Origin of the sequence: Dactylosporangium siamense (genome assembly GCF_016862795.1) — a bacterium.
In the GTDB taxonomy this organism is placed as follows: Bacteria; Actinomycetota; Actinomycetes; order Mycobacteriales; family Micromonosporaceae; genus Dactylosporangium; species Dactylosporangium siamense.
This window is the reverse complement of sequence record NZ_BONQ01000099.1, coordinates 1-24,354: the sequence shown is the minus strand read 5'-3', so window position 1 is coordinate 24,354 and position 24,354 is coordinate 1. Positions and strand designations below refer to the sequence as shown.

26 protein-coding genes, 1 pseudogene and 1 riboswitch are annotated in these 24,354 nt (G+C 73.1%); of the genes and pseudogenes, 5 read left to right on the top strand and 22 right to left on the bottom strand.

What is annotated here, in order from left to right; all coding sequences use genetic code 11:
* Positions 1-40: 40 nt before the first annotated feature.
* The 7 genes from rpmI to Dsi01nite_RS31835 form a co-directional block, all read right to left on the bottom strand.
* A complete protein-coding gene (rpmI, locus tag Dsi01nite_RS31865; RefSeq protein ID WP_033356864.1) occupies positions 41-235 on the bottom strand; it encodes a 50S ribosomal protein L35 in 195 nt (64 codons plus the stop codon).
* 168 nt (positions 236-403) lie between these two features.
* Entirely contained in the window at positions 404-1,033 is a 630-nt protein-coding gene (gene infC, locus Dsi01nite_RS31860; protein WP_203850039.1) for a translation initiation factor IF-3, read from the bottom strand.
* 209 nt (positions 1,034-1,242) lie between these two features.
* A complete protein-coding gene (locus Dsi01nite_RS31855; RefSeq protein WP_203850016.1) occupies positions 1,243-1,698 on the bottom strand; it encodes a PH domain-containing protein in 456 nt (151 codons plus the stop codon).
* Between the two features lie 11 nt (positions 1,699-1,709).
* Positions 1,710-2,564, bottom strand: coding sequence for an ATP phosphoribosyltransferase (gene hisG / locus Dsi01nite_RS31850; RefSeq protein WP_203850015.1), 855 nt, complete (start codon positions 2,562-2,564; stop codon positions 1,710-1,712).
* Between the two features lie 44 nt (positions 2,565-2,608).
* Complete coding sequence (locus Dsi01nite_RS31845; protein ID WP_203850014.1) at positions 2,609-2,872, bottom strand: phosphoribosyl-ATP diphosphatase; 264 nt, start codon at positions 2,870-2,872, stop codon at positions 2,609-2,611.
* Positions 2,873-2,947: 75 nt separating this feature from the next.
* Entirely contained in the window at positions 2,948-3,982 is a 1,035-nt protein-coding gene (locus Dsi01nite_RS31840; protein ID WP_203850013.1) for a GerMN domain-containing protein, read from the bottom strand.
* Positions 3,979-4,530 carry a SigE family RNA polymerase sigma factor gene (locus tag Dsi01nite_RS31835; RefSeq protein WP_203850012.1) on the bottom strand — a complete coding sequence of 184 codons (552 nt, stop codon included), beginning with the start codon at positions 4,528-4,530 and terminating at the stop codon, positions 3,979-3,981. Before Dsi01nite_RS31835 ends, Dsi01nite_RS31840 begins: the two co-directional genes overlap by 4 nt.
* A gap of 126 nt (positions 4,531-4,656) precedes the next feature.
* On the opposite strand from Dsi01nite_RS31835, the gene Dsi01nite_RS31830 reads away from it, so the two are divergent.
* The gene (locus Dsi01nite_RS31830; RefSeq protein WP_203850011.1) at positions 4,657-5,169 is read left to right on the top strand and encodes a hypothetical protein; all 513 of its coding nucleotides are present in this window, start codon (positions 4,657-4,659) and stop codon (positions 5,167-5,169) included.
* Positions 5,170-5,237: 68 nt separating this feature from the next.
* Here the strand turns inward: Dsi01nite_RS31830 and ribH are convergent, their stop codons facing one another.
* The 6 genes from ribH to rpe form a co-directional block, all read right to left on the bottom strand.
* The gene (gene ribH, locus Dsi01nite_RS31825; protein ID WP_203850010.1) at positions 5,238-5,714 is read right to left on the bottom strand and encodes a 6,7-dimethyl-8-ribityllumazine synthase; all 477 of its coding nucleotides are present in this window, start codon (positions 5,712-5,714) and stop codon (positions 5,238-5,240) included.
* Positions 5,714-6,958, bottom strand: a complete 1,245-nt coding sequence (locus Dsi01nite_RS31820; protein WP_203850009.1) for a bifunctional 3,4-dihydroxy-2-butanone-4-phosphate synthase/GTP cyclohydrolase II — start codon at positions 6,956-6,958, stop codon at positions 5,714-5,716. Before Dsi01nite_RS31820 ends, ribH begins: the two co-directional genes overlap by 1 nt.
* Positions 6,955-7,548, bottom strand: a complete 594-nt coding sequence (locus Dsi01nite_RS31815) for a riboflavin synthase (protein WP_203850038.1) — start codon at positions 7,546-7,548, stop codon at positions 6,955-6,957. The genes Dsi01nite_RS31820 and Dsi01nite_RS31815 overlap by 4 nt, the downstream gene beginning before the upstream one ends.
* Positions 7,549-7,552: 4 nt before the next feature.
* A complete protein-coding gene (ribD, locus tag Dsi01nite_RS31810; RefSeq protein WP_203850008.1) occupies positions 7,553-8,587 on the bottom strand; it encodes a bifunctional diaminohydroxyphosphoribosylaminopyrimidine deaminase/5-amino-6-(5-phosphoribosylamino)uracil reductase RibD in 1,035 nt (344 codons plus the stop codon).
* A 122-nt stretch (positions 8,588-8,709) separates the two neighbouring features.
* Positions 8,710-8,851, bottom strand: a riboswitch (FMN riboswitch).
* A 164-nt stretch (positions 8,852-9,015) separates the two neighbouring features.
* Positions 9,016-9,966, bottom strand: coding sequence for a GGDEF domain-containing response regulator (locus Dsi01nite_RS31805; RefSeq protein WP_203850007.1), 951 nt, complete (start codon positions 9,964-9,966; stop codon positions 9,016-9,018).
* 114 nt (positions 9,967-10,080) lie between these two features.
* Positions 10,081-10,740 carry a ribulose-phosphate 3-epimerase gene (rpe, locus tag Dsi01nite_RS31800; RefSeq protein ID WP_203850006.1) on the bottom strand — a complete coding sequence of 220 codons (660 nt, stop codon included), beginning with the start codon at positions 10,738-10,740 and terminating at the stop codon, positions 10,081-10,083.
* Between the two features lie 55 nt (positions 10,741-10,795).
* Here rpe and Dsi01nite_RS31795 point away from each other — a divergent pair, with 55 nt between their 5' ends.
* Positions 10,796-11,287, top strand: a complete 492-nt coding sequence (locus Dsi01nite_RS31795) for a hemerythrin domain-containing protein (protein WP_203850005.1) — start codon at positions 10,796-10,798, stop codon at positions 11,285-11,287.
* Between the two features lie 277 nt (positions 11,288-11,564).
* Here Dsi01nite_RS31795 and Dsi01nite_RS31790 read toward each other — a convergent pair whose 3' ends face one another.
* The 3 genes from Dsi01nite_RS31790 to def are packed head-to-tail and all read right to left on the bottom strand — an operon-like array spanning position 11,565 to position 14,532.
* Positions 11,565-13,043, bottom strand: a complete 1,479-nt coding sequence (locus Dsi01nite_RS31790) for an RsmB/NOP family class I SAM-dependent RNA methyltransferase (RefSeq protein WP_373318878.1) — start codon at positions 13,041-13,043, stop codon at positions 11,565-11,567.
* The gene (gene fmt / locus Dsi01nite_RS31785; RefSeq protein ID WP_203850004.1) at positions 13,016-13,990 is read right to left on the bottom strand and encodes a methionyl-tRNA formyltransferase; all 975 of its coding nucleotides are present in this window, start codon (positions 13,988-13,990) and stop codon (positions 13,016-13,018) included. Before fmt ends, Dsi01nite_RS31790 begins: the two co-directional genes overlap by 28 nt.
* Positions 13,987-14,532, bottom strand: a complete 546-nt coding sequence (gene def / locus Dsi01nite_RS31780) for a peptide deformylase (RefSeq protein WP_203850003.1) — start codon at positions 14,530-14,532, stop codon at positions 13,987-13,989. The genes fmt and def overlap by 4 nt, the downstream gene beginning before the upstream one ends.
* A gap of 49 nt (positions 14,533-14,581) precedes the next feature.
* Between def and Dsi01nite_RS31775 the strand changes: the two genes are divergently transcribed.
* The 3 genes from Dsi01nite_RS31775 to Dsi01nite_RS31765 are packed head-to-tail and all read left to right on the top strand — an operon-like array spanning position 14,582 to position 17,979.
* Positions 14,582-15,637 carry an amidohydrolase family protein gene (locus Dsi01nite_RS31775; RefSeq protein ID WP_203850002.1) on the top strand — a complete coding sequence of 352 codons (1,056 nt, stop codon included), beginning with the start codon at positions 14,582-14,584 and terminating at the stop codon, positions 15,635-15,637.
* Positions 15,638-15,647: 10 nt separating this feature from the next.
* The gene (locus Dsi01nite_RS31770; RefSeq protein ID WP_239136316.1) at positions 15,648-17,378 is read left to right on the top strand and encodes an ABC transporter ATP-binding protein; all 1,731 of its coding nucleotides are present in this window, start codon (positions 15,648-15,650) and stop codon (positions 17,376-17,378) included.
* 28 nt (positions 17,379-17,406) lie between these two features.
* The gene (locus Dsi01nite_RS31765) at positions 17,407-17,979 is read left to right on the top strand and encodes a P-loop nucleotide/nucleoside kinase family protein (RefSeq protein WP_203850001.1); all 573 of its coding nucleotides are present in this window, start codon (positions 17,407-17,409) and stop codon (positions 17,977-17,979) included.
* Positions 17,980-18,131: 152 nt separating this feature from the next.
* On the opposite strand, the gene Dsi01nite_RS58960 is transcribed toward Dsi01nite_RS31765, so the two are convergent.
* The 6 genes and pseudogenes from Dsi01nite_RS58960 to rpoZ form a co-directional block, all read right to left on the bottom strand.
* Entirely contained in the window at positions 18,132-18,467 is a 336-nt protein-coding gene (locus Dsi01nite_RS58960; protein ID WP_373318877.1) for an aminoglycoside adenylyltransferase domain-containing protein, read from the bottom strand.
* A 266-nt stretch (positions 18,468-18,733) separates the two neighbouring features.
* Positions 18,734-18,824, bottom strand: a pseudogene (locus Dsi01nite_RS58955) (nucleotidyltransferase domain-containing protein); the annotation flags it as partial.
* A gap of 68 nt (positions 18,825-18,892) precedes the next feature.
* A complete protein-coding gene (locus tag Dsi01nite_RS31755) occupies positions 18,893-21,079 on the bottom strand; it encodes a primosomal protein N' (RefSeq protein WP_203849999.1) in 2,187 nt (728 codons plus the stop codon).
* A 290-nt stretch (positions 21,080-21,369) separates the two neighbouring features.
* Positions 21,370-22,563 carry a methionine adenosyltransferase gene (gene metK, locus Dsi01nite_RS31750; protein WP_203849998.1) on the bottom strand — a complete coding sequence of 398 codons (1,194 nt, stop codon included), beginning with the start codon at positions 22,561-22,563 and terminating at the stop codon, positions 21,370-21,372.
* A 123-nt stretch (positions 22,564-22,686) separates the two neighbouring features.
* Positions 22,687-23,916 (bottom strand): bifunctional phosphopantothenoylcysteine decarboxylase/phosphopantothenate--cysteine ligase CoaBC, encoded by a 1,230-nt coding sequence (coaBC, locus tag Dsi01nite_RS31745; protein ID WP_203849997.1) that lies wholly within the window; start codon positions 23,914-23,916, stop codon positions 22,687-22,689.
* 6 nt (positions 23,917-23,922) lie between these two features.
* On the bottom strand, positions 23,923-24,189 hold the full coding sequence (gene rpoZ, locus Dsi01nite_RS31740; RefSeq protein WP_033356843.1) for a DNA-directed RNA polymerase subunit omega: 267 nt from the start codon (positions 24,187-24,189) through the stop codon (positions 23,923-23,925).
* Positions 24,190-24,354 lie beyond the last annotated feature (165 nt).

The following is a 24,354-nucleotide window of genomic DNA, read 5'->3' as shown; positions in this document are numbered from 1 at the left end:
TCGGAAAAGTCCAGGAAAGGGGGGCTTGTGACGCCGCGTGTTACAGGCCGAGCATCTTCTTGACGCGCTGGGTCTCGGTCTTGGCGAGCTCGACAGTGCCGCTGAGCCGGCGGGTCCGCTTGCTGGGCTTGACCTCGAGCAGGTGGCGCTTGCCGGCCGGCTCGGCGAGGATCTTGCCGCGACCGGTGATCTTGACGCGCTTCTTCATCCCCGAGTGCGGTTTGAACTTCGGCATGGCTGATGTTGCCCTTCCATGTGCGGCACGCCAGAGCCGGCACCCTCCCCGACGGATCGGCTGGAGGGTGCCGTGGCGCACCGGCGCACAGGCCGGAACGCCGCTGTGCGGGTCCCGCCCGCACGACGCGGTCGTTGTGGTTGGTGCCGGTGGTGCGAGGTGGTGCGGTTATCCCTGGTCGGCGGTGACGACCTCGGGCAGGACGGCGACTGTCTCGCCCTCCGGCGCGGTGGTGTCCTCGGCGCCCTCGGTGCGACCCTCACGGGACGCGGTGGCCGCGGCCTTCACGTTGCGGTGCGGCGCGAGCACCATGATCATGTTGCGGCCGTCCTGCTTCGCGGAGGCCTCGACGAAGCCCAGCTCCGAGATCTCCTCCGAGAGCTTGCGCAGCAGCCTGAACCCCAGCTCCGGGCGGCTCTGCTCGCGGCCACGGAACATGATCGTTACCTTGACCTTGTCGCCCGCCTTCAGGAACCGCATGACGTGACCCTTTTTGGTCTCGTAGTCGTGCGGATCGATCTTCGGACGGAGCTTCATCTCCTTGATGACGGTCTGCTGCTGGTTACGCCGGGCTTCCCTTGCCTTGAGCGCGCTCTCGTACTTGAACTTGCCGAAGTCCATGAGCTTGCAGACGGGCGGGCGTGCCATGGGCGCAACTTCGACCAGGTCCAGGTCCACGTCGGCGGCCAGCTGGAGTGCGCGCTCGAGCGGGACGATGCCCACCTGCTCACCCTCCGGGCCGACCAGCCGGACCTCACGTGCCCGGATCTGTTCGTTGACGCGTGGCTCGACGCTGATGTGGCCTCCTCGATCGGTGCTGTCTGATGTGCCGACCGAAGCGGAAAAGCCCCCGGATGCGCAGCGCGCATGCGAGGGCCCACTCGACCACACCGTCCCTGGCGAGGGGCCGTGCGGTCAGACCGGACCCGGCTGCCCTGAGCTGCACGGGTGGGAGTGCTGAACTCCGCTTCGAACACGCCACGGATGCGACGTGCGGTCGACTCCGGCTACTCTACCACGCTGCTCGTCAGCGACGCGGTGTGCAGGGCCCGCAGCCGGCGCGCCGCCTTGACGGCGTAGTCCTTGTCGGTCATCTGCACCGCCATCACCGCGACCCGCTCGTCGTCGTGCAGGTCCAGGGTGAGCCACGGGCTGCCGCGGCCGAACGTGACGGCGCGCACCACGTCCCACGGCAGGTCGTAGGACCCGATGATGTTCTGGACCCGCACGCCGGTCTCGTCGGCCTCGACCTTGGGCCGGGCCATCAGCAGGATGGCGAGCGCGGCGCAGATGCCCAGCCCGATCATCGCGGCCTGGTCGCCGCGCTGGAAGTAGCCGGGGCCGTCGCCGGTCTTGCCGTGCAGCCCCAGCGCGATGAGCGTGAAAACCACCACGACCACGGCGGCGAGGATGAATGCGATGATCCTGGCACGCCGCGGACGGGCGAGAACGGTGCTGCTCACACTTCAGGAGACTACAGGCGGCAGGCGTGGATGCCGGTCACCAGGATGGCGCGGGCGCCCACCTCGTACAACTCGTCCATGATCCGGTGCACCTCGTCCCGCAGCACCATCGCCTGGACGGCCACCCAACCCTCCCGGTGCAGCGGCGACACCGTCGGCGACTCGATGCCCGGGGTCAGCGCCACCGCCGCGTCGAGCGCGTCGGCCCGCACGTCGTAGGCGAGCATCACGTAGCGGCGGGCCACCAGGACACCCTGCAGGCGGCGCAGCAGCTGCGTCGCCGACGGCGCCAGGTCGCCGGTCCCGCTGCGGCGCACCAGCACCGAGGACGACTTGAGGATCGGCTCGCCGAAGATCGCCAGGCCGGCCTGGCGCAGGGTCGCACCGGTCTCGACGACGTCGGCGATGACGTCGGCGACGCCGAGCCGGATCGCGTTCTCCACCGCGCCGTCGAGCCGGATCACCTCGGCGTCCACCGCGTGCTCGGCGAAGTAGCGCTGCATGACCCCCGGGTAGGCGGTCGCGACCCGCAGCCCGGCCAGGTCGGCGGGCCGGTCACCCTTGGTCGAGCCGGGCACCGCGGCGAACCGGAACGTGGCCCGGCCGAACCCCAGGTCGAGCAGCTCCTCGGCGCCGCTGTCGGCGTCGATGAGCAGGTCCCGGCCGGTGATGCCGAGGTCCAGGTCGCCGGAGCCGACGTAGGTGGCGATGTCACGGGGTCGCAGGTAGAAGAACTCGACGTCGTTGGCCTCGTCCCGGCAGAGCAGGTCCTTGGGGTCGGACCGCTGCCGGTAACCGGCCTCCTGCAGCATCTGGGCGGCGGGACCGGAGAGGGTCCCCTTGTTGGGCACGGCGATACGCAGCATCTGGGGCCTTTCGAAGACAGGAGTGACGGGGAACGGCTACCGGCCTACAGATGTCGGTAGACGTCCTCCAGCGACAGCCCTGTCGCCAGCATCAGGCACTGCACCTGGTACAGCAGCTGCGAGAGCTCCTCGGCGGTGCGCTCCCGCCCCTCGTGCTCGGCGGCCATCCAGCTCTCGGCGGCCTCCTCGACGACCTTCTTGCCGATGAAGTGGACGCCCTTCTCCAGCGCCGCGACCGTGCCGGAGCCCGGGGTGCCCGCGGCGGCCTTGGCGGTCAGCTCGGCGAACAACTCGTCAAAGGTCTTCACGGGCACGAATTCTCGCAGGCCCGGACGCGAAAGGGGAATCGAGATCACGACAGGCGTGTCCTGCCTCACGATGGCTCACCCGACCGTGAACCCGTGGTCGTCGACCCCCTGGACGCTGCTGTCGGCCTGGGAGATGTAGTACGCCTCCACGGTGTACCGGCCGGGCGGCAACGTCAGCGGCACCCGCGCCTCGCCGACCGCCGGCGCCCCCACGGACAGCCGCACGACCTGCTCCACGACGACCTCACCACCGGCGCCCCGCACCCGCAGGTTGGCGGTGCCCTCCCACACGATCCCGGCCAGGTGCACGGTGAACGACCGGCCGACCTGCTGCCCCTCCTGCGGGTCGATGACCCACATCGGCGCGTAGATCTCCGACGGGTGCAGCTGCTTGACCGGCCGGCTGGTGTCCACCGCGTCCCAGAGCCTGGCGACGGGCGCGCCGCCCACCGTGATCCGCACCCCGTCGATCCGCTTCACCGACGTGTACGACGCCGCGGCCGCGACCGTGGACACCAGCTGCTGCACGGCGAGCGCGGGCGTGCCGGCGCGCGGCACGGTGCCGACGTCGGTGAGGTCGACGACGACCACCCTGCCCTCGACGGTGACGCCCCGCACGGTCACCGAGTCCGGCCACAGCGTCTCGTAGTCCGGGTCGGCGGCGCTGCCGGCCCGCAACGCCTCCGTGACCGAGGCCTCGATGCGGTGCGCGTCGTCGTCGACGGGCAGCGGCAGCTCGTGGAACTCGCGGACGAGGCGGTCGTTGCGGGCGTAGTACACCGGCAGCTGCATCTTCGCGGGCTCCCCCGGGACCACCGGCACGGCCGTCGTCGCCGGCGCCGACGGCTCGACCGGCTCCTGCGTCACCGACGTGCCCGGCGGCCGGTCCGTCGCCCGGTCCGGCGGCACCCGCTCCGGCACGAACACCACGACGGCCAGGGCGATGACGGCCGCGACCGCCGCGCCGGCGGCGATGACCGCCCACCCGCCGCCGCGGCGCCGCTCCTGGATGCGCCCCCGGATCCGGGGCAGCGCGTCGGGCGTCACCTCGACCGTGTCGACCTGGGCGCGCAGCGCGTCGCGCAGCCGGTCCTCCGGCGACATCCTCATGGCGCCAGCTCCAGACTCTCCCGCAGGGCCGCCATGCCCCGCGCGGCGTGGCTCTTGACGGAGCCCTTGCTGACCCCCATCGCGTCGGCGATCTCGGCCTCGGACAGCTCCCCGTAGTACCGCAGCACGATCGCCTCCCGTTGCCGGGCCGGCAGGCGGCGGACCGCCTCGAGGACCTCCCGGTGCCGCAGCAACGCCAGGGCGCCGCTCTCCGCGCTGGCCACCGTCGGCTCGTCCACGAGCCGCCGGGCCGCCACGTACCGGTCGGCGACCCCCCGGTGCCGCAGCGCCGACCTGGCGCCGTTGACGACGCTGGTCCGCAGGTAGGCCAGTGCCTTGTCCGCGTCCCGCAACCGCCACCACCGCCGGTGCAGCGCCACGTACGCGTCCTGCACCACGTCCTCGGCCGCCGTCTCGTCGTGCAGCAGCAGCACCCCGAGCCTGACCAGGCCCCGGTAGTGCGCCGAGAACAGCGCCGTGACCGCGTCGTCGGCGCTCCAGGATCGGCTCAGCGCACGCGCGTCGTCACGGGCGGGCTCGGCTAGCACCGCCCTACCGTCCCATGGCGTGGTCCCCACGTCGGCTGTCACGCACCTACGACGCGCCAAGTGGCTGTCCGGTTTACCGCTGTCACCCGAAAGGCGAAGTCCACCCGCTCTGGATATCGTGGGCCGGTGGAAACCGTGCCGAAGTACACCGACGAAGAGTGGGGGCTCCTCGTGGGCCTGCCGCAGTCCGTGCTGATCGCCGCCTCGCAGGCCGAGCAGGACGGCAGCCGCCGCACCCGCGAGGAGTGGACGGCCGGCATGACCGCCATCGCCGACGGCCGCGACTCCGCCAGCGACCTGGTCCGCACGATCGCCACCGACGTGGTCGCCCGCCAGGGCGGCGACGAGGAGGACCTGGTCGGCGGCTTCGCGGGTGGGCTGGAACCACCGATCATCGAGTTCCCGGACCGTAAGGCGGGCATCGCCGACGTCATCGACCGTGCCCGGGCCGCGCACGAGCTCCTCGCCGCGAAGGCCACCGACGCCGACGCCGAGTCCTACCGCTTCTGGCTCGTCACCCTCGCCGACCAGGTCGTGAGCGCCGCGAAGTCCGGCGACGTCCTCGGCTTCGGCGGCGAGCTGGTCACCCCCGCCGAACGTGCCTTCCGGGACGAACTGGCCGCGGTCCTCGAGGTCTGACGTTCCCGTGATCCGGAAGACTTCGGGCACCCAGGGGCGCACGGGTCTTCCGGATCACGGACGTTGCGCTACGACTTGGCGACCTGGCGGAGGGCGTGGGCGGCGTCCAGCGCGGCCAGGGTCGCTGAGTAGCCCTTGTCCTCCGGGGAGCCGGGCAGGCCGGCCCGGGCCCGGGCCTGGTCGAGGTTGTCGACCGTGAGCACGCCGTGCGCGACCGGGGTCGACTCGTCCAGGGCGACCCGGGTCAGCCCGTCGGTCACCGACTGGCAGACGTACTCGAAGTGGGCCGTGTCGCCGCGGACCACGACCCCCAGGGCGACCACGGCGTCGAAGCGATGCGCCAGGGCCTGCGCGAGGACCGGCAGCTCGACGGCGCCGTCGACGCGGGCGACGGTGATGTGGTCGACGTTCGACGCCTCGCCGGCCTCGATCGCCCGGTTGAGCATGTGGTCGACGAGCTCCGCGTGCCACCGGGTGGCGACGATGCCGAGGGTCAAACCGGTGCCGTCCACGCGCTGCAGGACAGGCGCCCCACTACCAGCCATTACGCAAGTCCTTCCGCGACCTCGTCGAGCTCGTCCAGCAGATGCCCCATGCGGTCCCGCTTGGTGCGCAGGTAGCGCACGTTCTCGGGGTGCGGCCGGGTCGGCAGGGAAACCCGAGCGAGCACGGACAGACCGTACCCCTCCAGGCCCGCCCGTTTGGCCGGGTTGTTCGTCAACAGCCGCATTGTCTTGATGCCGAGGTCCACGAGGATCTGCGCACCGGTGCCGTAGTCGCGGGCGTCGGCGGGCAGGCCCAGGTCGAGGTTGGCGTCGACGGTGTCCCGGCCGAGGTCCTGCAGCTGATACGCCTGCAGCTTGTGGATCAGCCCGATGCCACGGCCCTCGTGCCCGCGCATGTAGAGCACGACGCCGCGACCCTCGGCGGCGACCATCTGCATGGACGCGTGCAGCTGGGGGCCGCAGTCGCAGCGGACCGAGGCGAACACGTCGCCGGTGAGGCACTCCGAGTGGACCCGGACCAGGACGTCCTCGCCGTCGCCGAGGTCGCCGTAGACGAGGGCGATGTGCTCGCCGTCGCCGAACTCGGTGGTGTAGCCGACGGCCCGGAACACGCCGTGCTCGGTCGGCAGCCGGGTCTCGGCGACCCGCTCGACCTGCTTCTCGGTGTGCCGCCGGTACGCGATGAGGTCCGCGATGCTGATCAGCGCCAGGTCGTGCTGCTCGGCGAAGGCACGAAGGTCGGGCAGGCGCATCATGGTGCCGTCGTCGTTGACCATCTCGCACAGCACACCGGCGGGGCTCAGCCCGGCCATGGTGGCGAGGTCGATGGCGGCCTCGGTGTGCCCGGCGCGGCGCAGGACCCCGCCGTCCTTGGCCCGCAGCGGCACGATGTGCCCGGGGCGCGACAGGTCGGTCGGCTTGGTCTCCGCCGACGACAGCAGCTTGATCGTGCGGGCCCGGTCGGCGGCGGAGATGCCCGTCGTCCCGCCGAACCTGGCGTCGACGGTCACCGTGTACGCGGTGCCCCGGCGGTCCTGGTTCGTGCGGTACATCGGCGGCAGGTCGAGCCGGTCGGCCTCGGCCTCGGTGATCGGCACGCAGATGTAGCCCGACGTGTAGCGGACCATGAAGGCGACGAGCTCGGGCGTGGCGTGCTCCGCCGCGAAGATCAGGTCACCCTCGTTCTCGCGGTCCTCGTCGTCCACGACGATGACGGCCTTGCCGGCGGCGATGTCCTTGACGGCCCGCTCGATCGGGTCGAGGTCCGTGACGGGGGCGCTCATGCCTTCGCGCCCAGGAGCTTCTCGACGTACTTGGCCATGATGTCGACCTCCAGGTTGACCTGCTCGCCGACGCCCTTGGCGCCGAGCGTCGTGAGTTTGAGCGTGGTCGGGATGAGCCCGACCGAGAACGTGTCGTCGGTGATCGCCATGACGGTCAGCGAGATCCCGTCGACGGTGATCGACCCCTTCTCCACGACGTACCGGGCGAGCTGCGGCGGGAGGCTGAACGTGACGGTCTCCCACTGGTCGCCGGCCTCCCGGGACAGCACCGCGCCGACCCCGTCGACGTGGCCCTGCACGATGTGGCCGCCGAGGCGGGTGGCCATGGTCGCGGCGCGTTCCAGGTTGACGGCGGAACCGGCGGCGAGCGAGCCGAGGGTGGAGCGGTCCAGGGACTCGCCCATCACGTCGGCGGTGAAGACGCCGTCGGCGTTGTCCACGACGGTCAGACAGACGCCGTTGACGCTGATGGAGTCGCCGTGCGCGGCGTCGGAGGTGACGGTCGCACCGCGGATCGTCAGCCGTGCCGAGTCGCCGAGCGGGTCGATCGCGACGACCGTCCCGAGCTCTTCGATGATGCCGGTGAACACTGGGTCACGCACCTTTCACTGTTGCCGTCAGGCGCACATCGGGCCCGATCGTGGCAAGGTCGACAACGTCGAGCGTCAAGGCTTCGGAGATGGTGGAAATTCCCGCGGCGGCGAGCGCGGCCGGGCCGGCGCCGAGCAGCTTCGGGGCCAGGTAGGCCACGACCCGGTCGACGAGCCCCTCGGCGAGGAACGCGCCGGCGAGGGTCGGCCCGCCCTCGAGCAGCGCCGTGCGGACGCCCTGCTCGTACAACTCCCGCAACATGCCGCGCAGGTCGACCTTGCCGCCGCCGGGAGCGGTGGCGATCCAGGTCGCCGCAGCACCGTCGCGCACCTTGGCGGTGGGAGGTGTACGGCCGGCGCCGTCGACGACGACCCGCAACGGCTGACGGGCGGCGGGGCCGGTGGCGGTGCGGACGGTGAGCTGGGGGTCGTCGGCCAGGACGGTGCCGACGCCGGCGATGATCGCGTCGACGCCGGCCCGGATGCGGTGCACGTCGGCCCGCGCCTCCGGCGACGTGATCCATCGGCTGGTGCCGTCGGCGGCGGCGGAACGCCCGTCGAGCGTCGCGGCGAACTTCCAGATCACATACGGCGTGCCCCGCCCGACCGCGGTCAGCCAGCCGACCATGGCGTCCCGGGCGGCCGCGTCCTCGACGACGTCGACCCGGATCCCGGCGGCTCTCAGGGTCTCCGCGCCGCCGGCCGCCACGGGGTCCGGGTCGCGGACCGCGACGACGACGCGGGCCACGCCGGCCGCGATCAGCGCGGCGGTGCAGGGGCCGGTGCGGCCCGTGTGGTCGCAGGGTTCCAGGGTGACGTAAGCGGTGGCCCCCCGGGCCGCCCCGCCCGCCGCCGCAAGGGCACTGACCTCGGCGTGCGGCCCGCCGGCGGGTGCGGTGCGCCCCTCGCCGACGACCGTGCCGGCCGGGCTCACGAGGACACAGCCGACGTTGGGGTTGGGACTGGTCTCGCCCAGGCTGAGCAGGGACAGCTCGACGGCACGCCGCAGGTGCGTCTCGTCGGTGGCGTCTGCGTCCATGGCCCTCTCCGCGTGGTCTGCTCACACGCGGGGGGGCTGACGGGGACGGCTGCGGGCGGCGCCGACCTTCGCATACGCGCAGGCCGACCCCGAGGCGACCGCCGAAACGGACACCGGATCCCGCGCGCTGAACTCCCATCCGGACTATGACCGTCGGCTCTGGACTCACACCAGATCCACCGGTCGACGGCTTCGACCGGGTCGCGGGCTCGCGGACTTCCGCTTACCGCCGGTTCGGAATTTCACCGAGCCCCGCCAGCGCGTGGTGGGTACGTAACCCGAGTCTTGCACATTTCCGCGACGACCGGCCCGGTCCTTACACAGGGACGTACGTCACAGGCGTGTTTCGGCAATCTGCGAGAACTCGGCGCTTCGGTGCTTTGAAAGCTCGGCGCTTTGAGCTTCGGTGCTTTGAGCTTCGGTGCTTTTTACAGGTGCAGTGCGCTGCGGCGGTCGACCGCCACGTAGTTGCCGTTGTGCTTCTTGGCCACGGACTTCATGTCGGTGGCGATCGCGATGACCTCACGCGGGTCGGTCAGCTGCCCGTTGGCGATCTGCCCGATCGCGACCCCGATCGACAGGGTGACCAGGTTCGCCTGCTGGACCTCGCCGTTGCGCTGGACGACCTCGACGTAGCCGCGTTCGGCGTCGACCGGGTCGTAGAGGGCGTCCGACGCCGTCTGGAACTCCAGGATCGCCTTGGACGCCATCGGCTTGAGCTGGTCGGGGCTGCACACGACGAGGAAGTCGTCGCCGCCGATGTGGCCGAGGAACGCCGGCGGCAGCCCGACCTCGACGACGGCACGGTGCAGCGCCCGGGCAAGCGCGGTGATGAACTCGTCGCCGCGGGCGAACCCGTACACATCGTTGACGGCCTTGAACCGGTCGATGTCGACGTGCGAGACGGCGAAGTCGACCCCGGCCCGGGCCCGGTCGGTGATCTCGCGCAGGATCCGGCTGTTGCCGGGCAGCCCGGTGAGCGGCGAGACCTCCCGGTTCTCCTGGTTGCGCCGCAGCGTCGAGCGGACCCGCGCGACGAGCTCCAGGGTGTCGAACGGCTTCACCAGGTAGTCGTCGGCGCCCGCCTGCAACCCGATGACCTTGTCCGCGGTCTGCCCGCGAGCGGTCAGCAGGATCACCGGGATCGGCGCCGTCATCGGGTCGGCCCGCAACCGCCGGGTCAGCTCGATCCCGTCGAGCTGCGGCATCATCCAGTCGACCACGGCCAGGGCGGGCATGTGCTCCTCGACGAGGCGCAGCGCCGTCGCCCCGTCGTGGGCGAGCAGCACCCGGTAACCCTCCAGGCGCAGGTTGACCTCGATGAACCGGGCGATGTCGACGTCGTCGTCGACGACGAGGATGGTGTCGGGCTCGCCCATGCGATTCCTCTTTGGTCCGCTTCTGGTCCGCTTCCGGCCGCTTGCTTCGCTTCTGGTCCGCTTGTGGTTCGCTTTGCTTCGCTTGTGGTCCGCTTGTGGTTCGCTTTGGTTCGCTCAGCCGCTCGCCAGGGCGCGGAGCCGGCGCACCGCGGCGGCCGGGTCCTCGGCGCCGAAGACGGCGGTGCCCGCCACGAACGTGTCGGCACCCGCTTCGGCGCAGGCCGCGATCGTATCCTCGGCCACCCCGCCGTCAACTTCAATGCGCAGCTCGAGATGGCCGGTGTCGACGTGCCGCCGGGCCGCGCGGACCTTGTCGAGCAGCTCCGGGATGAACGCCTGCCCGCCGAACCCCGCCTTGATCGTCATGATGAGCAGCAGGTCGAAGTGCGGCAGGAGGTCCAGGTAGCCCTCGACCGGCGTGTCCCGGTCGATGGCGAGCCCCGCCCGGCTGCCCGCGGCCCGCAGGTCCTTCGCGATCGCGGCCGGGTCCGTCGCCGCCTCCGCGTGGAACGTGACGTTGTACGCCCCGGCCTCCGCGTACTGCGGCGCCCACCGCGCCGGGTCCGCGATCATCAGGTGGCAGTCGAACGGCAGCGTCGTCGCCTTGCGCAGGCTCTGCACCACCGGCAACCCGATCGTCAGGTTGGGCACGAAGTGGTAGTCCATGACGTCCACGTGCAGCCAGTCGGCGCTGCCCTCCACCGCTGCGGCGGAGTCGGCGAGCCGGGCGAAGTCCGCGGCGAGGATGGAAGGGGCGATCACGCTGTTGCTCACATCAGCACTCTAGGCGACGGCGCGGGTTCGGCCCGGTATGGGGGACAATCGCTGGATGGCTGATGTCGTCGATGTGATCGTCACCGATCATCTCAGGTTCGAGACGCTGCTCCGGGCACTGCGGGACCGTTCCCGCCCCGACCTCGCGGCGCACCGGCGGCACACCCTCAGCGAGCTCGCGGACCTGCTCGTCGCGCACGCCTCCGCCGAGGAGTCCGAGGTGTACCCGAAGCTGCGCGAGCTGACCGGCACCGACGACCACGTCGAGCACGGCGAGGACGAGCACCTGGACGGCCACCGCCGGCTCCTCGCGCTGCTGGACGTGCCGGATGTCGAGTCGGTGGCCTTCGACAAGGCACTGGGGAAGCTGGCGAACTCGCTGTACCACCACCTCGACGAGGAGGAGCGCACCCTGCTCAACGACGCGCTCCGCCTGGATCCCGCGGTCCGGCAGTCCCTCGGCGACGCCTGGGTCGCCGAGCGGGACCGCCTGATCGCCCTGTCCTGCGGCTCCCGCGCCGCCGTGGCCGCCCTCCTGCCCGACTGACCCGCGAGCCCCGGTGGTTGGCGATCAATCCCGTGGGCTGCTTAGACTACGTTCGGTAGCCGGGCTGGAGATCAATTTGCAGCGATGGGTTAGCGTGCAGATTGAGGCAGCCGGCGCGGGCACCACACACGTTCCGCCGCAGTGGATTGCCCCTGCGGCTCAGCTCAGCCTGAGTTCAGCCGGCGCGGCGCAGCTCAGCCGGCGCGGCGTACCTCAGGCGGCGCGCAGCTCAGGCGGCGCGCAGCTCAGGCGGCGCGCAGCTCAGGCGGCGCGCAGCTCAGGCGGCGCGGCGGAGCAGGGCGAGGAACATCGCGTCGGTGCCGTGCCGGTGCGGCCAGAGCTGCACCGTCGGCCCCGTGCCCAGGTCGGGCAGCGACGCCGGCAGGAACGGCCGGGCGTCGAGCAGGTCCACGTCCACCGGTGAGCGGCGGGCCGCCTCCGTGACCGACACCTCGGTCTCGGCCTGGTGCGGCGAGCAGGTGACGTAGGCGACGACCCCGCCGGGCCGGACCGCCCGGAACGCCGCCTGCAGCAGCTCCCGCTGCAGCCGGGTCAGCGGCGGCAGGTCCGACGGCTGGCGGCGCCAGCGGGCCTCCGGGCGGCGGCGCAGCGCGCCCAGGCCGGTGCAGGGCGCGTCGACCAGGACCCGGTCGAAGCCGCCCTCGGGCAGGTCCGCGTCCTTGCCGACGTCGCGGCCGTCGGCGTGGATCGTGTAGACGGGCAGGCCGTCGGTGGCCTTGGCGACCAGCTCCGCCCGGTGGTGGGCGACCTCGACGGCGGTGACGTGCGCGTCGCGGGTGCGGGCGAGCGCGCCGAGCAGGCCGGCCTTGCCGCCGGGACCGGCGCACAGGTCGAGCCACCGCTCGTCACGGCCGCCACCGTCGCCGCCGTCGAGGGGCGCCGCGGCGAGGGCGGCGGCGACGAGCTGGCTGCCTTCGTCCTGGACGTGGGCCCGGCCGTCGCGGATGGCGGGGATGCCGCCGGGGTCGCCGCCGCCGGCCAGCACGACCGTGAACGGCGAGTACCGCCCGACGGTCGCGCCGCGCAGCGTCGCCGCGAACGCGGCCGGGTCGAGCAGGCCGGGCCGCGCGCACAGGTGCACGGGCGGGGCCAGGTTGTCGGCGTCGAGGGCCAGTTCGGCCTCGTCGAGGGAGCCCAGCGCGTCGGTGAACGCCCGCACGATCCACTGCGGGTGCGCGTGGTTGAGCGCGGCCCGCTCGAACGGGTCGGCCGGGGCCAGCCGCGACAGCCACTCGTTGCGGTCGGACTCGGCGACGCGGCGCAGGACGGCGTTGGCGAACCCGGCTGCGCCCGGCGCCAGGGAACGGACCAGGTCGACCGTGGTCGCGACCGCGGCGTGCGCACCGACGCGCATGTTGAGCAGCTGATACGCCCCGATGCGCAGGGCGTCGCGGACGGGCGGGTCGATGCGCTCCACGGCCCGGTCCGCGGCGACGGCGACGATCGCGTCGAGGGTGCCGGTCTGGCGCAGCGTGCCGTAGGTCAGTTCGGTCGCGAACGCGGCGTCCCGGCCGGTGACCCCGGTGTCGCGCAGCAGTTTCGGCAGGACGAGATTGGCGTACGCGTCGTCGCGGTGCACGGCGGCCACGGCCTCGTACGCGGCCTCGCGGGCCGGGTCGATCGCCGGCCGTCCACCGCGCGGCGGCCGGACGAGGCGGTCGTCGCGGGCGCCCGCGGGGCGCGGCCCGGGTCCACGCCGGGGCGACCTCAAGAGGTGGCTCCCGGGGCGACGGATGACGTGCCGAGGACGGTGCCGGACTCGATGCGGGCGCCACGCGCCCAGGCGTCGGCAGGCATGGCCTTCTTTCCTGGGGCGGTGACGGTGCCGAGGACGACCGGGACGGTGCCGGTGCCGACGAGGACCCGGTTGCGTTCGACGGCGACGACACCGGGCCCGAGGGCCGTGCCGCCGCCGATGACCGACGCGGCGGTGACGGGCGTGACCGGGCCGAGCTTCAGCCGGTCGCCGTGCAGCGTCGTCCACGCGCCGGGCGCGGGGGTGCAGGCCCTGACCCGCCGGTCGACCGCGAACGCCGGGTCGTCCCAGCGGACGCGGGCGTCCTCGACGGCGAGTTTCGGGGCGGCCGAGATGCCCTCGTGCGGTTGCGGCACGGCGGTGACCGCGTGGGCCCCGATCCCGTCGAGGACCTGCACGAGCAGGCCGGCGCCGGACACGGCGAGCCGGTCGAGCAGGTCGCCGGACGTGTCGCGGGCGCCGACGGGCTCGGTGAGCGTGCCGAACACGGGCCCGGTGTCCAGGCCCTCCTCGAGCAGGAACACGCTGGCGCCGGTCATGTCGTCGCCGTGCAGGACGGCCTGCTGGACCGGTGCCGCGCCGCGCCACGCGGGCAGGAGCGAGAAGTGCAGGTTGATCCACCCGTACCGGGGGATGTCGAGCGCGGCCCGCGGCACCAGCGCGCCGTAGGCGACGACCGGGCAGCAGTCGGGTTCGAGGGAAGCCAGCTGCTCAAGGAACGACGGGTCTCGAGGCCGTGCAGGGGTGAGCACAGGAATGCCCCGCGAAGAGGCCCACGCGCTGACCGGGGACGGCACCAGCTGGCGGCCGCGGCCGGACGGCGCGTCGGGGCGGGACACGACGGCGACCAGGTCGTGCGAGGAGGCGGCGATCGCGTCGAGGGCCGGCAGCGCCACCGCGGGCGTGCCGGCGAAGACGAGTCTCACCGGCCGAACAGACCGTGTGGGCTGGCCTTCACGACCGGCGGGGCGTCGGGGTTGTACCACTCGGCGGCGCGGATCTCCTTCATCGCCTGCTTGCGCCGGTCGGCGTCGAGCCGGTCGACGAACAGGACCCCGTCGAGGTGGTCGGTCTCGTGCTGGGCGCAGCGCGCCATCAGCCCGGTGCCGACGATCTGCATCGGGTCGCCGTGCTCGTTGAAGCCCTTGGCGATCACGTTCTGGCGGCGTTTGGTGTCCACGTACACACCGGGGATCGACAGGCAGCCCTCGGGGCCGTCCTGCTCCTCCTCGTCGGGGAACTCGAGCACCGGGTTGACCAGGTGCCCGACGACGTCGTCGACGTCGAAGGTGAACACGCGCAGCCCGACGCCGATCTGCGGGGCGGCGAGGCCGGTGCCGTTCTGCTGGCCCATGGTGTCGAGCAGGTCCTTGACCAGCTTGCGCAGCTCACGGTCGAAGTCCACGACGCTGTCGGCGGGCGTACGCAGCACCGGGTCGCCGAAGATGCGGACGGACTGGACGGTCAAACGAGGCACCCCAAATCTGATTCGAGTCACGCAAGTCTAGTGTGGCCCGATGAGCAGCCTCCACCTGCGTGGCACCGTGCTGCCCGACGGTGACGTCCGCGACATCTGGGTGCTCGGCGACCGGCTCACCTTCACCCGCCCGAGGCAGGCGTCCACCACGGTGCACGACGGTGGGTTCATCCTGCCGGGCCTCGTCGACGCGCACGCCCACCTGGGGCACGACCCGGCGACGATGACGTTCGACCCGGCGCTGTTCACCGCCGCCGGTCTGGGGTACGCCGGCGACGGCACCACCCTGCTGCGCGTCCCGGGTCACCGGGTGCCGATCCCGCCGGAGCTGCGAAACCGCCCGGACCTGCCGCGCCTGGTCACGGCCGGTCCGTGGCTGGCGTGGGACGGCCTGCAGGACCTCGACGACCTGCAGACGGTGCCCGCGGACCTGCCCGCCGCCGGTGTGGCGGAGGCCCTCGCCAACGACGGCTGGTGCAAGACCTACGGCGACTGGGAGTTCGACCGCCCGAAGACACCGGAGCCGGTGCTGCGGGCGCTCTGCGACGCGGTGCACGCCGCCGGCGGGCGGGTGGCCGCGCACTGCCAGACGGCCGAGGGCACCCGCAACGCCGTCCTCGCCGGCGTCGACTCGATCGAGCACGCCTGGTTCCTCACCCCGGATCTCCTGACGGTGCTCGCCGCGCGGGGCGGTGCGGTCACCCCGACGTGGACGGGGTTCGTGCCGCACGTCGACGTGGTGCGCACGAAGCCGGAGGGGCCGCGCAAGGACTGGTTCCTCGACGGTGTCGCGAGCCTGCGCGCCGCGACCGTCGACGCGTGGGAGGCCGGTGTGACCGTCCTCGCGGGCACCGACTCCCTCGGTCACGGCGACGTCGCCGGCGAGGTCGGGCACCTGGTCGCCGCGGGGCTCCCACCGGCCGCCGCGGTCGGCGCCGCCTGCTGGGACGCCCGCCGCTACCTGGGGTTCGCCGGCATCGAGGAGGGCGCCCCGGCGGACCTGGTCGCGCTCGCCGCCGACCCGAGGGTGACGCCCGGGGTACTGCGACACCCGTCACTGATCCTTCTCAGGGGGCGCTCAGTGAAACGGGGCTAGCCTCGACGGGGTGGCCACCAAGAAGGACACCGTCTCGCTGCGCTCACTGCTGCCCTACCTGAGTGACCACCGCCGGACGCTCGCCGTCGTGGCCGTGCTGTCGCTGCTCGGGTCCGTCACGACCCTCGCCCAGCCGCTGCTGACCCGCGACGTCCTCGACGGGCTGCAGGCGTCGCGGGCGGTCGGGCGGACCGTCGCGCTGCTGGTCGTGGTCCTCGTCGTGGTGGCGCTGCTCAACGCGCTGCGCGACTTCCTGCTGCAGCGCACCGCGGAGGGTCTGGTCCTGACCGCCCGGCGGCGGCTGACCCGGCACCTGCTGCGGCTGCCGATCGCCGAGTACGACCAGCGCCGCACCGGCGACCTGCTGTCCCGCGTCGGCGCGGACACGACGCTGCTGCGGGCCGTCGTCACGTCCGGGTTGTTCGAGATCGTCACCGGCGCCGTGATGGTCGCCGGCGCCGCGACCGCGATGCTGCTGCTCGACCCGATCCTCTTCCTCACCGCCGGTGGTGGTCTGGCGCTCGGCCTGTCGATCGCGGTGATCTTCTCCCGCCGGGTCCGGCCGGCGTCGCAGGAGGCGCAGGCCCGCATCGGGGACATGACCAGCGCCGTGGAGCGGGCCCTCACCGCGGCCCGCACGATCCGGGCGAGCAACGCCGAGGAGCGCGAGGCCGGCACCGTCGAGGCCGGCGCCGAGGAGGCGTACCGCGCGGGCGTGCGGATCGCGAAGCTGCAGGCGCTCGTCGGCCCGGCCAGTGTCGCCGCGATCCAGGGCGCGTTCCTGCTGCTGCTCGGCGTCGGTGGCGCCCGCGTGGCCAACGGCAGCATCTCCGTCGGTGATCTCGTCGCGTTCGTGCTGTACCTGTTCTTCCTGGTCATGCCAATCGGTCAGGCGCTGCACGCGTACACCCAGCTGCAGACGGGGCTCGGCGCGCTGCAACGCATGCAGGACATCCTCGTCGTGCCGCTCGAGGAGGACGCGGGCACCGCGGCGATCGCCGACACCCCGGTCGCGGTCGCGTTCGACGGGGTGACGTTCGGCTACTCGGGCGCCCTGGAGCCGGTCGTCCGCGACGTGTCGTTCTCCGTCGCGTACGGGACCCGCACCGCCCTCGTCGGCCCCTCCGGCGCGGGCAAGTCGACGCTGCTGCAGCTCGTCGAACGGTTCTACGACACGACCGCCGGCGCCGTCCGGGTCGCCGGCGTCGACGTGCGGGACCTGCCGCGGCGGGTGCTGCGCGCCCAGCTCGGCTACGTCGAGCAGGAGGCCCCGGTCCTGGCGGGCACGCTGCGGGACAACCTGCGCCTGGCCGCGCCGGAGGCGTCGGACGCGCAGATGTTCGAGGTGCTCGACGCCGTGAACCTCGCCGACATCGTGGCGCGGACCCCGCTCGGGCTCGACGCGCAGGTCGGTGAGGGCGGCGTGCTGCTGTCCGGCGGGGAGCGGCAGCGTCTCGCGATCGCCCGGACGCTCCTGGCGGCGCCGCCGATCCTGCTGCTGGACGAGCCGACGTCCAACCTCGACGCGCGCAACGAGGTGGCATTGCGCCAGGCGATCGACACCGTGGCGCACAATCGGACGATGATCGTCGTCGCGCACCGCCTGTCGACCGTCGTCGACGCGGACCAGATCGTGGTCATGGAGGGCGGCCGGGTCGCCGCCGTCGGCCGGCACGCCGACCTCCTGGAGACCAGCGACCTGTACCGGGAGCTCGCCACCAACCAGCTGCTGGTCTCATGAGGGGCCGGAGCGCCACGGAGGCCGCCGGGTGAGCGAACCGGGCGCGGTCTGGGTGGTGGCGGGTCCGCCGGGTGCGGGCAAGTCCACCGTCGCGGACCTGCTGATCGGACTGCTCGACCCTCCCCCGGCGCTGCTGGACAAGGACACCGTCTACGGCGGGTTCGTCGCCGCCACCCTGGCCGCCGCCGGCCGGCCGCCCGGTGAGCACGAGGGTGTCTGGTACGACGCCAACGTCAAGCTGCACGAGTACGCGGGGCTGGCCGCGACGGCCCGCGAGATCCGCGCCCGCGGCTGCCCGGTCGTGCTGTCCGCGCCGTTCACCGGCCAGATCTCGGACCCCGGCAAGTGGGCGGGGTTCGTGTCCGCGCTCGGCGGCGAACCGGTCCGCCTGGTGTGGGTGCGGTCCGACCCGGCGACGCTGCGGGCCCGGCTGCTCGCCCGCGGCTCGCGCCGCGACGGGCAGAAACTCGACCGCTGGGACGCCTTCCTCGCCGCGATCCCGCCGGACCGCCCACCGGCCGTCGCGCACCTCGAGGTCGACAACCGTGACGGCGCCCCGCCGCTCCCGGAGACCGTGAGAGCCCTGATCGACCCGACCTGACCACACGGCCCGGCCCCGCCTGACCGCACCGACCGGCCCAACCGGCCCAACCGGCCCGACCGGCCTGGCCTGACCGCACGGCCCAGCCTGAACCCACGGCCCGGCCTGAACGGGTCGGCCTGAACCGGGCCGGCGCAACGTGGCGACGCGGGCTAGCCGGTGCGCTGTGCGGCCAGCAGCTCCTCCCGGACGGTGGTGACGAACGCTCTGGCGTCGCGGATCACGCCGACCAGGCCGGTGCGGGTGAACGGCGCGTGCCTGCCGTGCCGCTGGGCGGTCAGCGCCGCGCCGACGACCGGGTTCGGCCCGTGCCGGCGCAGGAACCACTCGCCGCCCTCGAGCTTCGAACCCAGCCGGTCCTCCGCCGCGAAGCGGCTGGCGCGGCAGGCGTTCAGCACCGCGTACACCGCGGCCTGCTGCAACGACGGCGCCGCCAGCTCGGCGATCATCGCCGCGAGGATCCGGCCGCGGTCGACGGCGCCGAACACGTCCGCGGGCGGCGGGCCGGTGACCGCGACGCCGTGCGCCCGGCAGACCGCGCTGTGCAGGATCAGGTCCGGGTCGCCGGCGTGACCGGCGCCGGGCACCACGAAGGGGGTGCCGGCGGTGGTGTTGACGTGCACCTCGAACGGGCAGTCGCCGAGGTCGGCGGCGGTCGCGGCGGTGATGACGCTGAGCTCGATCCCGCTGCCGGGGCAGCCGGGGACCGCGGCGAGGCGTGCGCCGAGCGCCCGCTGGGCGTCTTCGGGGCGGGTCGCGCGGACGACGACGAGGACGTCGACGTCGCTGGTCGGCGCCCGGAACCCGCCGAGGACCGCGGACCCGTGCAGGTACACCCCGACGACGTCGTCGTGCTCCCCCGCGAGCGCCCCGGCAAGGGCCGCGGCGTGGGCGAGGACGCCCGGCGGGGGCGTCACACCAGGTCCAGGGGGTCGACCTGGACCCGGACGGGGTCGCCGGCCTTGCGGGCGGAGCGGAGCCCGGCGGCGGTGCGCAGCGCGAGGGCCAGGGCCCGGCCGCCGGCCCGGCCGGTGCGCACCAGCATCCGTTCCTGCCCTTCGTCGGCGGGGACGGGGCCGAGGACCTCGGCGCCGGGTGGGAGTTTCGCGAGGGCGAGGAGGTCGGCGACGGCGGCGGGGGTACCGGTGAGCGACGCCATCCGCACCACCGGCGGGAAGCCGAGGTCGCGCCGGTCGGCGAGTTCGCGGGCGGCGAGCCAGCCCGGGTCGAACCGGACGAGCGCCTGCACGACGGCGAGGGACGCGTCGGCGACGACGACGACCTGGCCGGTGTGGCGGGCCAGGGACGCGGCGGTCAGCCACCGGCGCAGCGCCTCCTCGGTGCCGCGCAGGTCGGCCCGGGTCAGCAGGGCCCAGCTGTCGAGGAGGAGCACGGCGCCGTACCCGCCGGCGGCGACGGGTTCCGCGCCCGGGGTCGACACGACGATCGACGCGTCGCCGGGGACCGTGGCGAGGACGCCGTCGCGGCCGGACGTGCGCACCGGGGTGTCCGGGAACGCCCGGGCGAGTTCCTCCGCGGTGCGTCGCGCGCCGACGACGGACGCGCGCAGGCGCCGGCTGCCGCATTCGGGGCACGAGTACGCGGCGGCGACCCGGCCGCACCACCGGCACGACGGCGGCGCGGTCGCCGACGGCAGCGCGAGGGGTCCGGAGCAGTTGGGGCAGCGCGACGCGGTGTAGCACTCGGCGCAGGCGACCGACGGGATGTACCCGCGCCGCGGCACCTGGATGAGCACCGGCGTGTCCCGCAGCAGGGCGTCGCGGGCGGCCCGCCAGGCGGCGCTGGGCAGCCGGGCCGATACGGCGCCCGGGTCGCGGGCCATCTGGTCGTCCTCGCCGACGGTCACCACCTGCGGCATGTGCCGCCGCACGACGGTCCGGTCGGCGCTGACCTCGATCGCCCAGCCGGCCTCGACGAGCTGCTGGGCCTCCGCGGTGCGCGCGAACCCGCCGACGATGATCCCGCAGCCGGCCTGTTCGGCGCGGGTGAGGAGGACCTGCCGGGCGTGCGGGTACGGCGCCCTGGGTTCGGCGTGCAGGTCGTCGCCGTCGTCCCAGATGGCGACGAGGCCGAGGCCGGCGACGGGGGCGAAGCAGGCGGCGCGGGTGCCGATGACGACGCGGGCGACGCCCCGGGCGGCGGCGAGGAAGCGCCGGTACCGTTCCGCGGGGCCGAGCGCGGCGGACAGCGCGACGTGTGATCCGGTGCCGCCGAGGGCGGTGGTCATCGCGGTGTCGAGCCGGTCCAGGTCGCGGGCGTCGGCGACGACGATCAGCGCGCCGCGCCCGCCGGTGAGCGCGGTCGCGGCGGCCTCGGCGAGCCGGGCGGGCCAGTCCTCGCCGGGCAGCGCGGTCCACACGGCGTGCGGTCTGCGCCCGTCGCCGAGGGCCCGCAGCAGCGCGGTCCCGGCGGTGTACCTGCCCCAGCCGGCGCCCGGGACGACCGGCGCCTGGGCCTGGACTTGGGCCTGGACTTGGGCCGGCGCGACGACCGGAGCCTGGACCCGGTCCTGGCCGGCGGGTTGCGGAGCCGCTGCCGGGTCGGCGGATTCTGGGCCTGCGGGTTCCGGGGCCGCTGCCGGTTCCGGGGCCACTGCCGGTTCCGGGGCCGCTGCCGGGTCGGCGGGTTCCTGGCCGGCGGGTTCCGGGGCCACTGCCGGGTCGGCGGATTCTTGGCTGGTGGGTTGCCGAGCGTCTGCCGGGACGGCCGGTTCCGGGCCGGCGGGTTCCGGGTCAGCTGCCGGGTCGGCGGGTTCCAGGGTCGGGGCGGACTGCTCGGCGCGGACGTGCCGGGGCGGGATCGCCAGGCGCAGGACGTCGGACATGGTGCCCGCGTAGCGGTCGGCGATCTCCCTGGCGAGGGCCGCGATCTCCGGGCGCAGCACCGGCTCCGGCGAGACGACCTTGTCCAGGAACGCGAGCCGCCCCTCGTGCCCGGACTCGGCGACCCGTTCCAGGAGGTACCCGTCGACGAGCTGGCCGGCGAAGCGCACCTTCACCCGTACGCCGGGCCGGGCGGTGGCGTCGGCGGCGGCCGGCACGAGGTAGTCGAACGGCCGGTCGAGGTGTGGCAGGGGCACGTCGACGCAGATCCGCGCGACCGGCAGGTCCGCGGCGGCCTCGCGGGGTGGGGCCGACTTCGCGGTGCGGGCCTTCCCGGTGGTCTTCGCGCGTCCCGCGACCCGTTCCGCGGCGGCCTTTCCCGCGGGCTTTGTGGCATCGCGCCCGGCGGCTTTCTTCCCGATCGGATCCAGCGATGGGAAGAGACCGTCCTGTGATAGGGCGGAGGCGTCCTCACCGACCGGCCCAGAAATAGACGTTGGCCGATCAACCTGAGGATCAGACTGATCGGCCAACGTCGAAGTGGTGATCAGGCGCCGGCAGCGGACTTCAGCTCGGCGGTGCGGCTCGTCTGCTCCCACGTGAAGCCGGGCAGCTCGCGGCCGAAGTGACCGTAGGCCGCGGTCTGCTGGTAGACCGGCTTGAGCAGGTCGAGGTCGCGGATGATCGCGGCCGGGCGCAGGTCGAAGACCTCGTTGATGGCCTTCTCGATCCGCTCGACCGGCACGACCTCGGTGCCGAAGGTCTCCACGAACAGCGAGACCGGGTGCGCCTTGCCGATCGCGTAGGCGACCTGGACCTCGCAGCGCTCGGCCAGGCCGGCCGCGACGACGTTCTTGGCGACCCAGCGGGTGGCGTACGCGGCGGACCGGTCGACCTTCGACGGGTCCTTGCCGGAGAACGCGCCGCCGCCGTGGCGGGCGTAGCCGCCGTAGGTGTCGACGATGATCTTGCGGCCGGTGAGGCCGGCGTCGCCCATCGGGCCACCGATCTCGAAGCGGCCGGTCGGGTTGACCAGCAGCCGGTAACCCTCGGTCTCCAGCCCCAGGCCCTCGAGCTCGGGGGCGATGACGTGCTCGCGCACGTCGGGGGTCAGCAGCGACTCGAGCGAGATGTCGGGCGCGTGCTGGCTGGACACGACGACCGTGTGCAGCCGGACCGGGCGCAGCCCGTCGTACTCGATGGTGACCTGGGTCTTGCCGTCGGGCCGCAGGTAGGGGATCGTGCCGTCCTTGCGGACCGCGGAGAGGCGGCGGGCCAGCCGGTGCGCGAGCGCGATCGGCAGCGGCATCAGCTCCGGCGTCTCGCTGCACGCGAAGCCGAACATCATGCCCTGGTCGCCGGCGCCCTGCAGGTCGAGGTTGTCGCCGCCGGAGCCCTCGCGGACCTCGATGGCCGAGTCGACGCCCTGCGCGATGTCCGGCGACTGCGCACCGATCGACACGCTCACGCCGCACGAGGCGCCGTCGAAGCCCTTCTTGGACGAGTCGTAGCCGATGCCGAGGATCGTCTCGCGGACGATCTTGGCGATGTCGGCATACGCGGTCGTGGTCACCTCGCCGGCGACGTGGACCTGGCCGGTGGTGATCAGCGTCTCAACGGCGACCCGACTGCGGGCGTCCTGCGTGAGGAGCGCGTCGAGAATGCCGTCGCTGATCTGATCGGCGATCTTGTCGGGGTGACCTTCGGTGACCGACTCTGACGTGAACAGGCGGCGGGCCAATGGTGCTCCTCAGGGGTACGACGTCGGGTTACTAGGTTTCGCAGCAGTGTACGACCTGACACTCCCGCACCGGCAAACGCATGGGGACGTCCGGGCCGCCTCACCCTCGCAGAACCGGCACGATCAGGGCAAACGGGCGAGCACAGTGTCCAAAATCCTATCGGCTAAGTCGTCTTTGGACAGCTCGGGCAACGCGTCACGGGTGCCGTCGGCGCCCAGAATGACCGCCTGGTTGCGCTCGGCGCCGAAGGTCTTGTCCACGCCGACCTCGTTCACCACGATGAGATCCGCCCGCTTGCGGAGCAGCTTTTCGTGACCGTTGGCGACGGCCTGCTCGATCGCGGCGGTCTCCGCGGCGAACGCGACGAGCACCTGCCCCTCGCGCTTCGCGGCGCCGAGCTCGGCGGCGATGTCCGGGTTGGTCACGAGGTCGAGGGTCGGCGCCGAGCCGTCCACCTTCTTGATCTTGCCGGTGGCGAACACGGCGGGCCGGAAGTCGGCGGGCGCGGCCGCCATGATGACGACGTCCGCGGTGGCTGCGGCGGCGAGGGTCGCGACCCGCAGCTGCTCGGTGGTCTCGACCCTGACCAGGTCGACGCCGGCCGGGTCGGCCAGCGCGACGTTGGCCGCGACGAGCGTGACCTTGGCGCCCCGGGCGACGGCGGCCCGCGCGATCGCGTAGCCCTGCTTGCCCGAGGAGCGGTTGCCGATGAACCGGACCGGGTCGATCGGCTCCCGGGTGCCGCCGGCGGTGACGACCACGTGCCGCCCGGCCAGGTCGGGCGCCAGGTCACCGCGGCGCAGCAGCCGCTGCGCGACGGCGAAGATCGCCGCCGGCGCGGGCAGCCGCCCCTTGCCGGTGTCGGCGCCGGTGAGCCGCCCGACGTCGGGCTCCAGGACCACGGCCCCGCGGGCCCGCAGCAGGGCGACGTTGGCACTGGTGGCGGGGTGCTCCCACATCTCGGTGTGCATGGCGGGCGCGAAGAGCACCGGGCACCGGGCGGTGAGCAGCGTGTTGGTGAGCAGGTCGTCGGCGAGCCCGTGGGCGGCCTTCGCGAGGAGGTCGGCGGTGGCGGGCGCGACCACGACGAGGTCGGCCTGACGCCCGAGCCGCACGTGCGGCACCTCGTGCGCCGCGGTCCACACGTCGGTGCTGACCGGCTGGCCGGACAGGGCGGCCCAGGTGGCCTCGCCGACGAACGTGAGCGCCGCCGCGGTCGGCACGACCCGCACCCGGTGACCCGACTCGGTCAGCAGCCGCAGCAGCTCACAGGCCTTGTAGGCGGCGATGCCGCCGGCGACGCCGAGAACGACCCGCGGCCGGTCACCGGCGCCGTCGTCCTCGGCGTGCATGTCGGACTAGACCTCTTCGATGCGCTCGGCGGTCAGCAGGCCACTGTTGATCTCGCGGAGCGCGATGGACAGCGGCTTCTCCTGCGGCGTGGTCTCCACCAGGGGACCCACGTATTCGAGAAGACCCTCACCCAGCTGGCTGTAGTAGGCGTTGACCTGACGGGCCCGCTTCGCCGCGAAGATCACCAGCGCGTACTTCGAGGTGGTCTTCTCCAGCAGTTCGTCGATCGGCGGGTTGGTGATGCCCTGGGGGTCTGCCACGGTTCCGGCCACGAAACAACCTCACGACTTTCCAATTGACAGCGCGCGAACTGGTAAACCCTACCAGGTTGAGCCAGCCGGTTGTGCTGGCTGGCGCGCTGTGCTAGCTGCCGCAGCGGAGCTGCGGCGGCGGGGGTTGCTGTGCTAGCTGCCGCAGCGCAGCTGCGGCGGCGGGGG

Coding starts and splice junctions, on each gene's coding strand:
- ribD (WP_203850008.1), bottom strand. CDS start 8,587: ATGGACGCAGACGCCACCGACGAGACGCACCTGCGGCGTGCCGTCGAG.
- ribH (WP_203850010.1), bottom strand. CDS start 5,714: ATGGCTGGTAGTGGGGCGCCTGTCCTGCAGCGCGTGGACGGCACCGGT.
- Dsi01nite_RS31840 (WP_203850013.1), bottom strand. CDS start 3,982: ATGAGGATGTCGCCGGAGGACCGGCTGCGCGACGCGCTGCGCGCCCAG.
- Dsi01nite_RS31820 (WP_203850009.1), bottom strand. CDS start 6,958: ATGAGCGCCCCCGTCACGGACCTCGACCCGATCGAGCGGGCCGTCAAG.
- coaBC (WP_203849997.1), bottom strand. CDS start 23,916: ATGCACGCCGAGGACGACGGCGCCGGTGACCGGCCGCGGGTCGTTCTC.
- hisG (WP_203850015.1), bottom strand. CDS start 2,564: ATGCTGCGTATCGCCGTGCCCAACAAGGGGACCCTCTCCGGTCCCGCC.
- Dsi01nite_RS31805 (WP_203850007.1), bottom strand. CDS start 9,966: ATGGGCGAGCCCGACACCATCCTCGTCGTCGACGACGACGTCGACATC.
- Dsi01nite_RS31775 (WP_203850002.1), top strand. CDS start 14,582: ATGAGCAGCCTCCACCTGCGTGGCACCGTGCTGCCCGACGGTGACGTC.
- rpmI (WP_033356864.1), bottom strand. CDS start 235: ATGCCGAAGTTCAAACCGCACTCGGGGATGAAGAAGCGCGTCAAGATC.
- Dsi01nite_RS31795 (WP_203850005.1), top strand. CDS start 10,796: ATGGCTGATGTCGTCGATGTGATCGTCACCGATCATCTCAGGTTCGAG.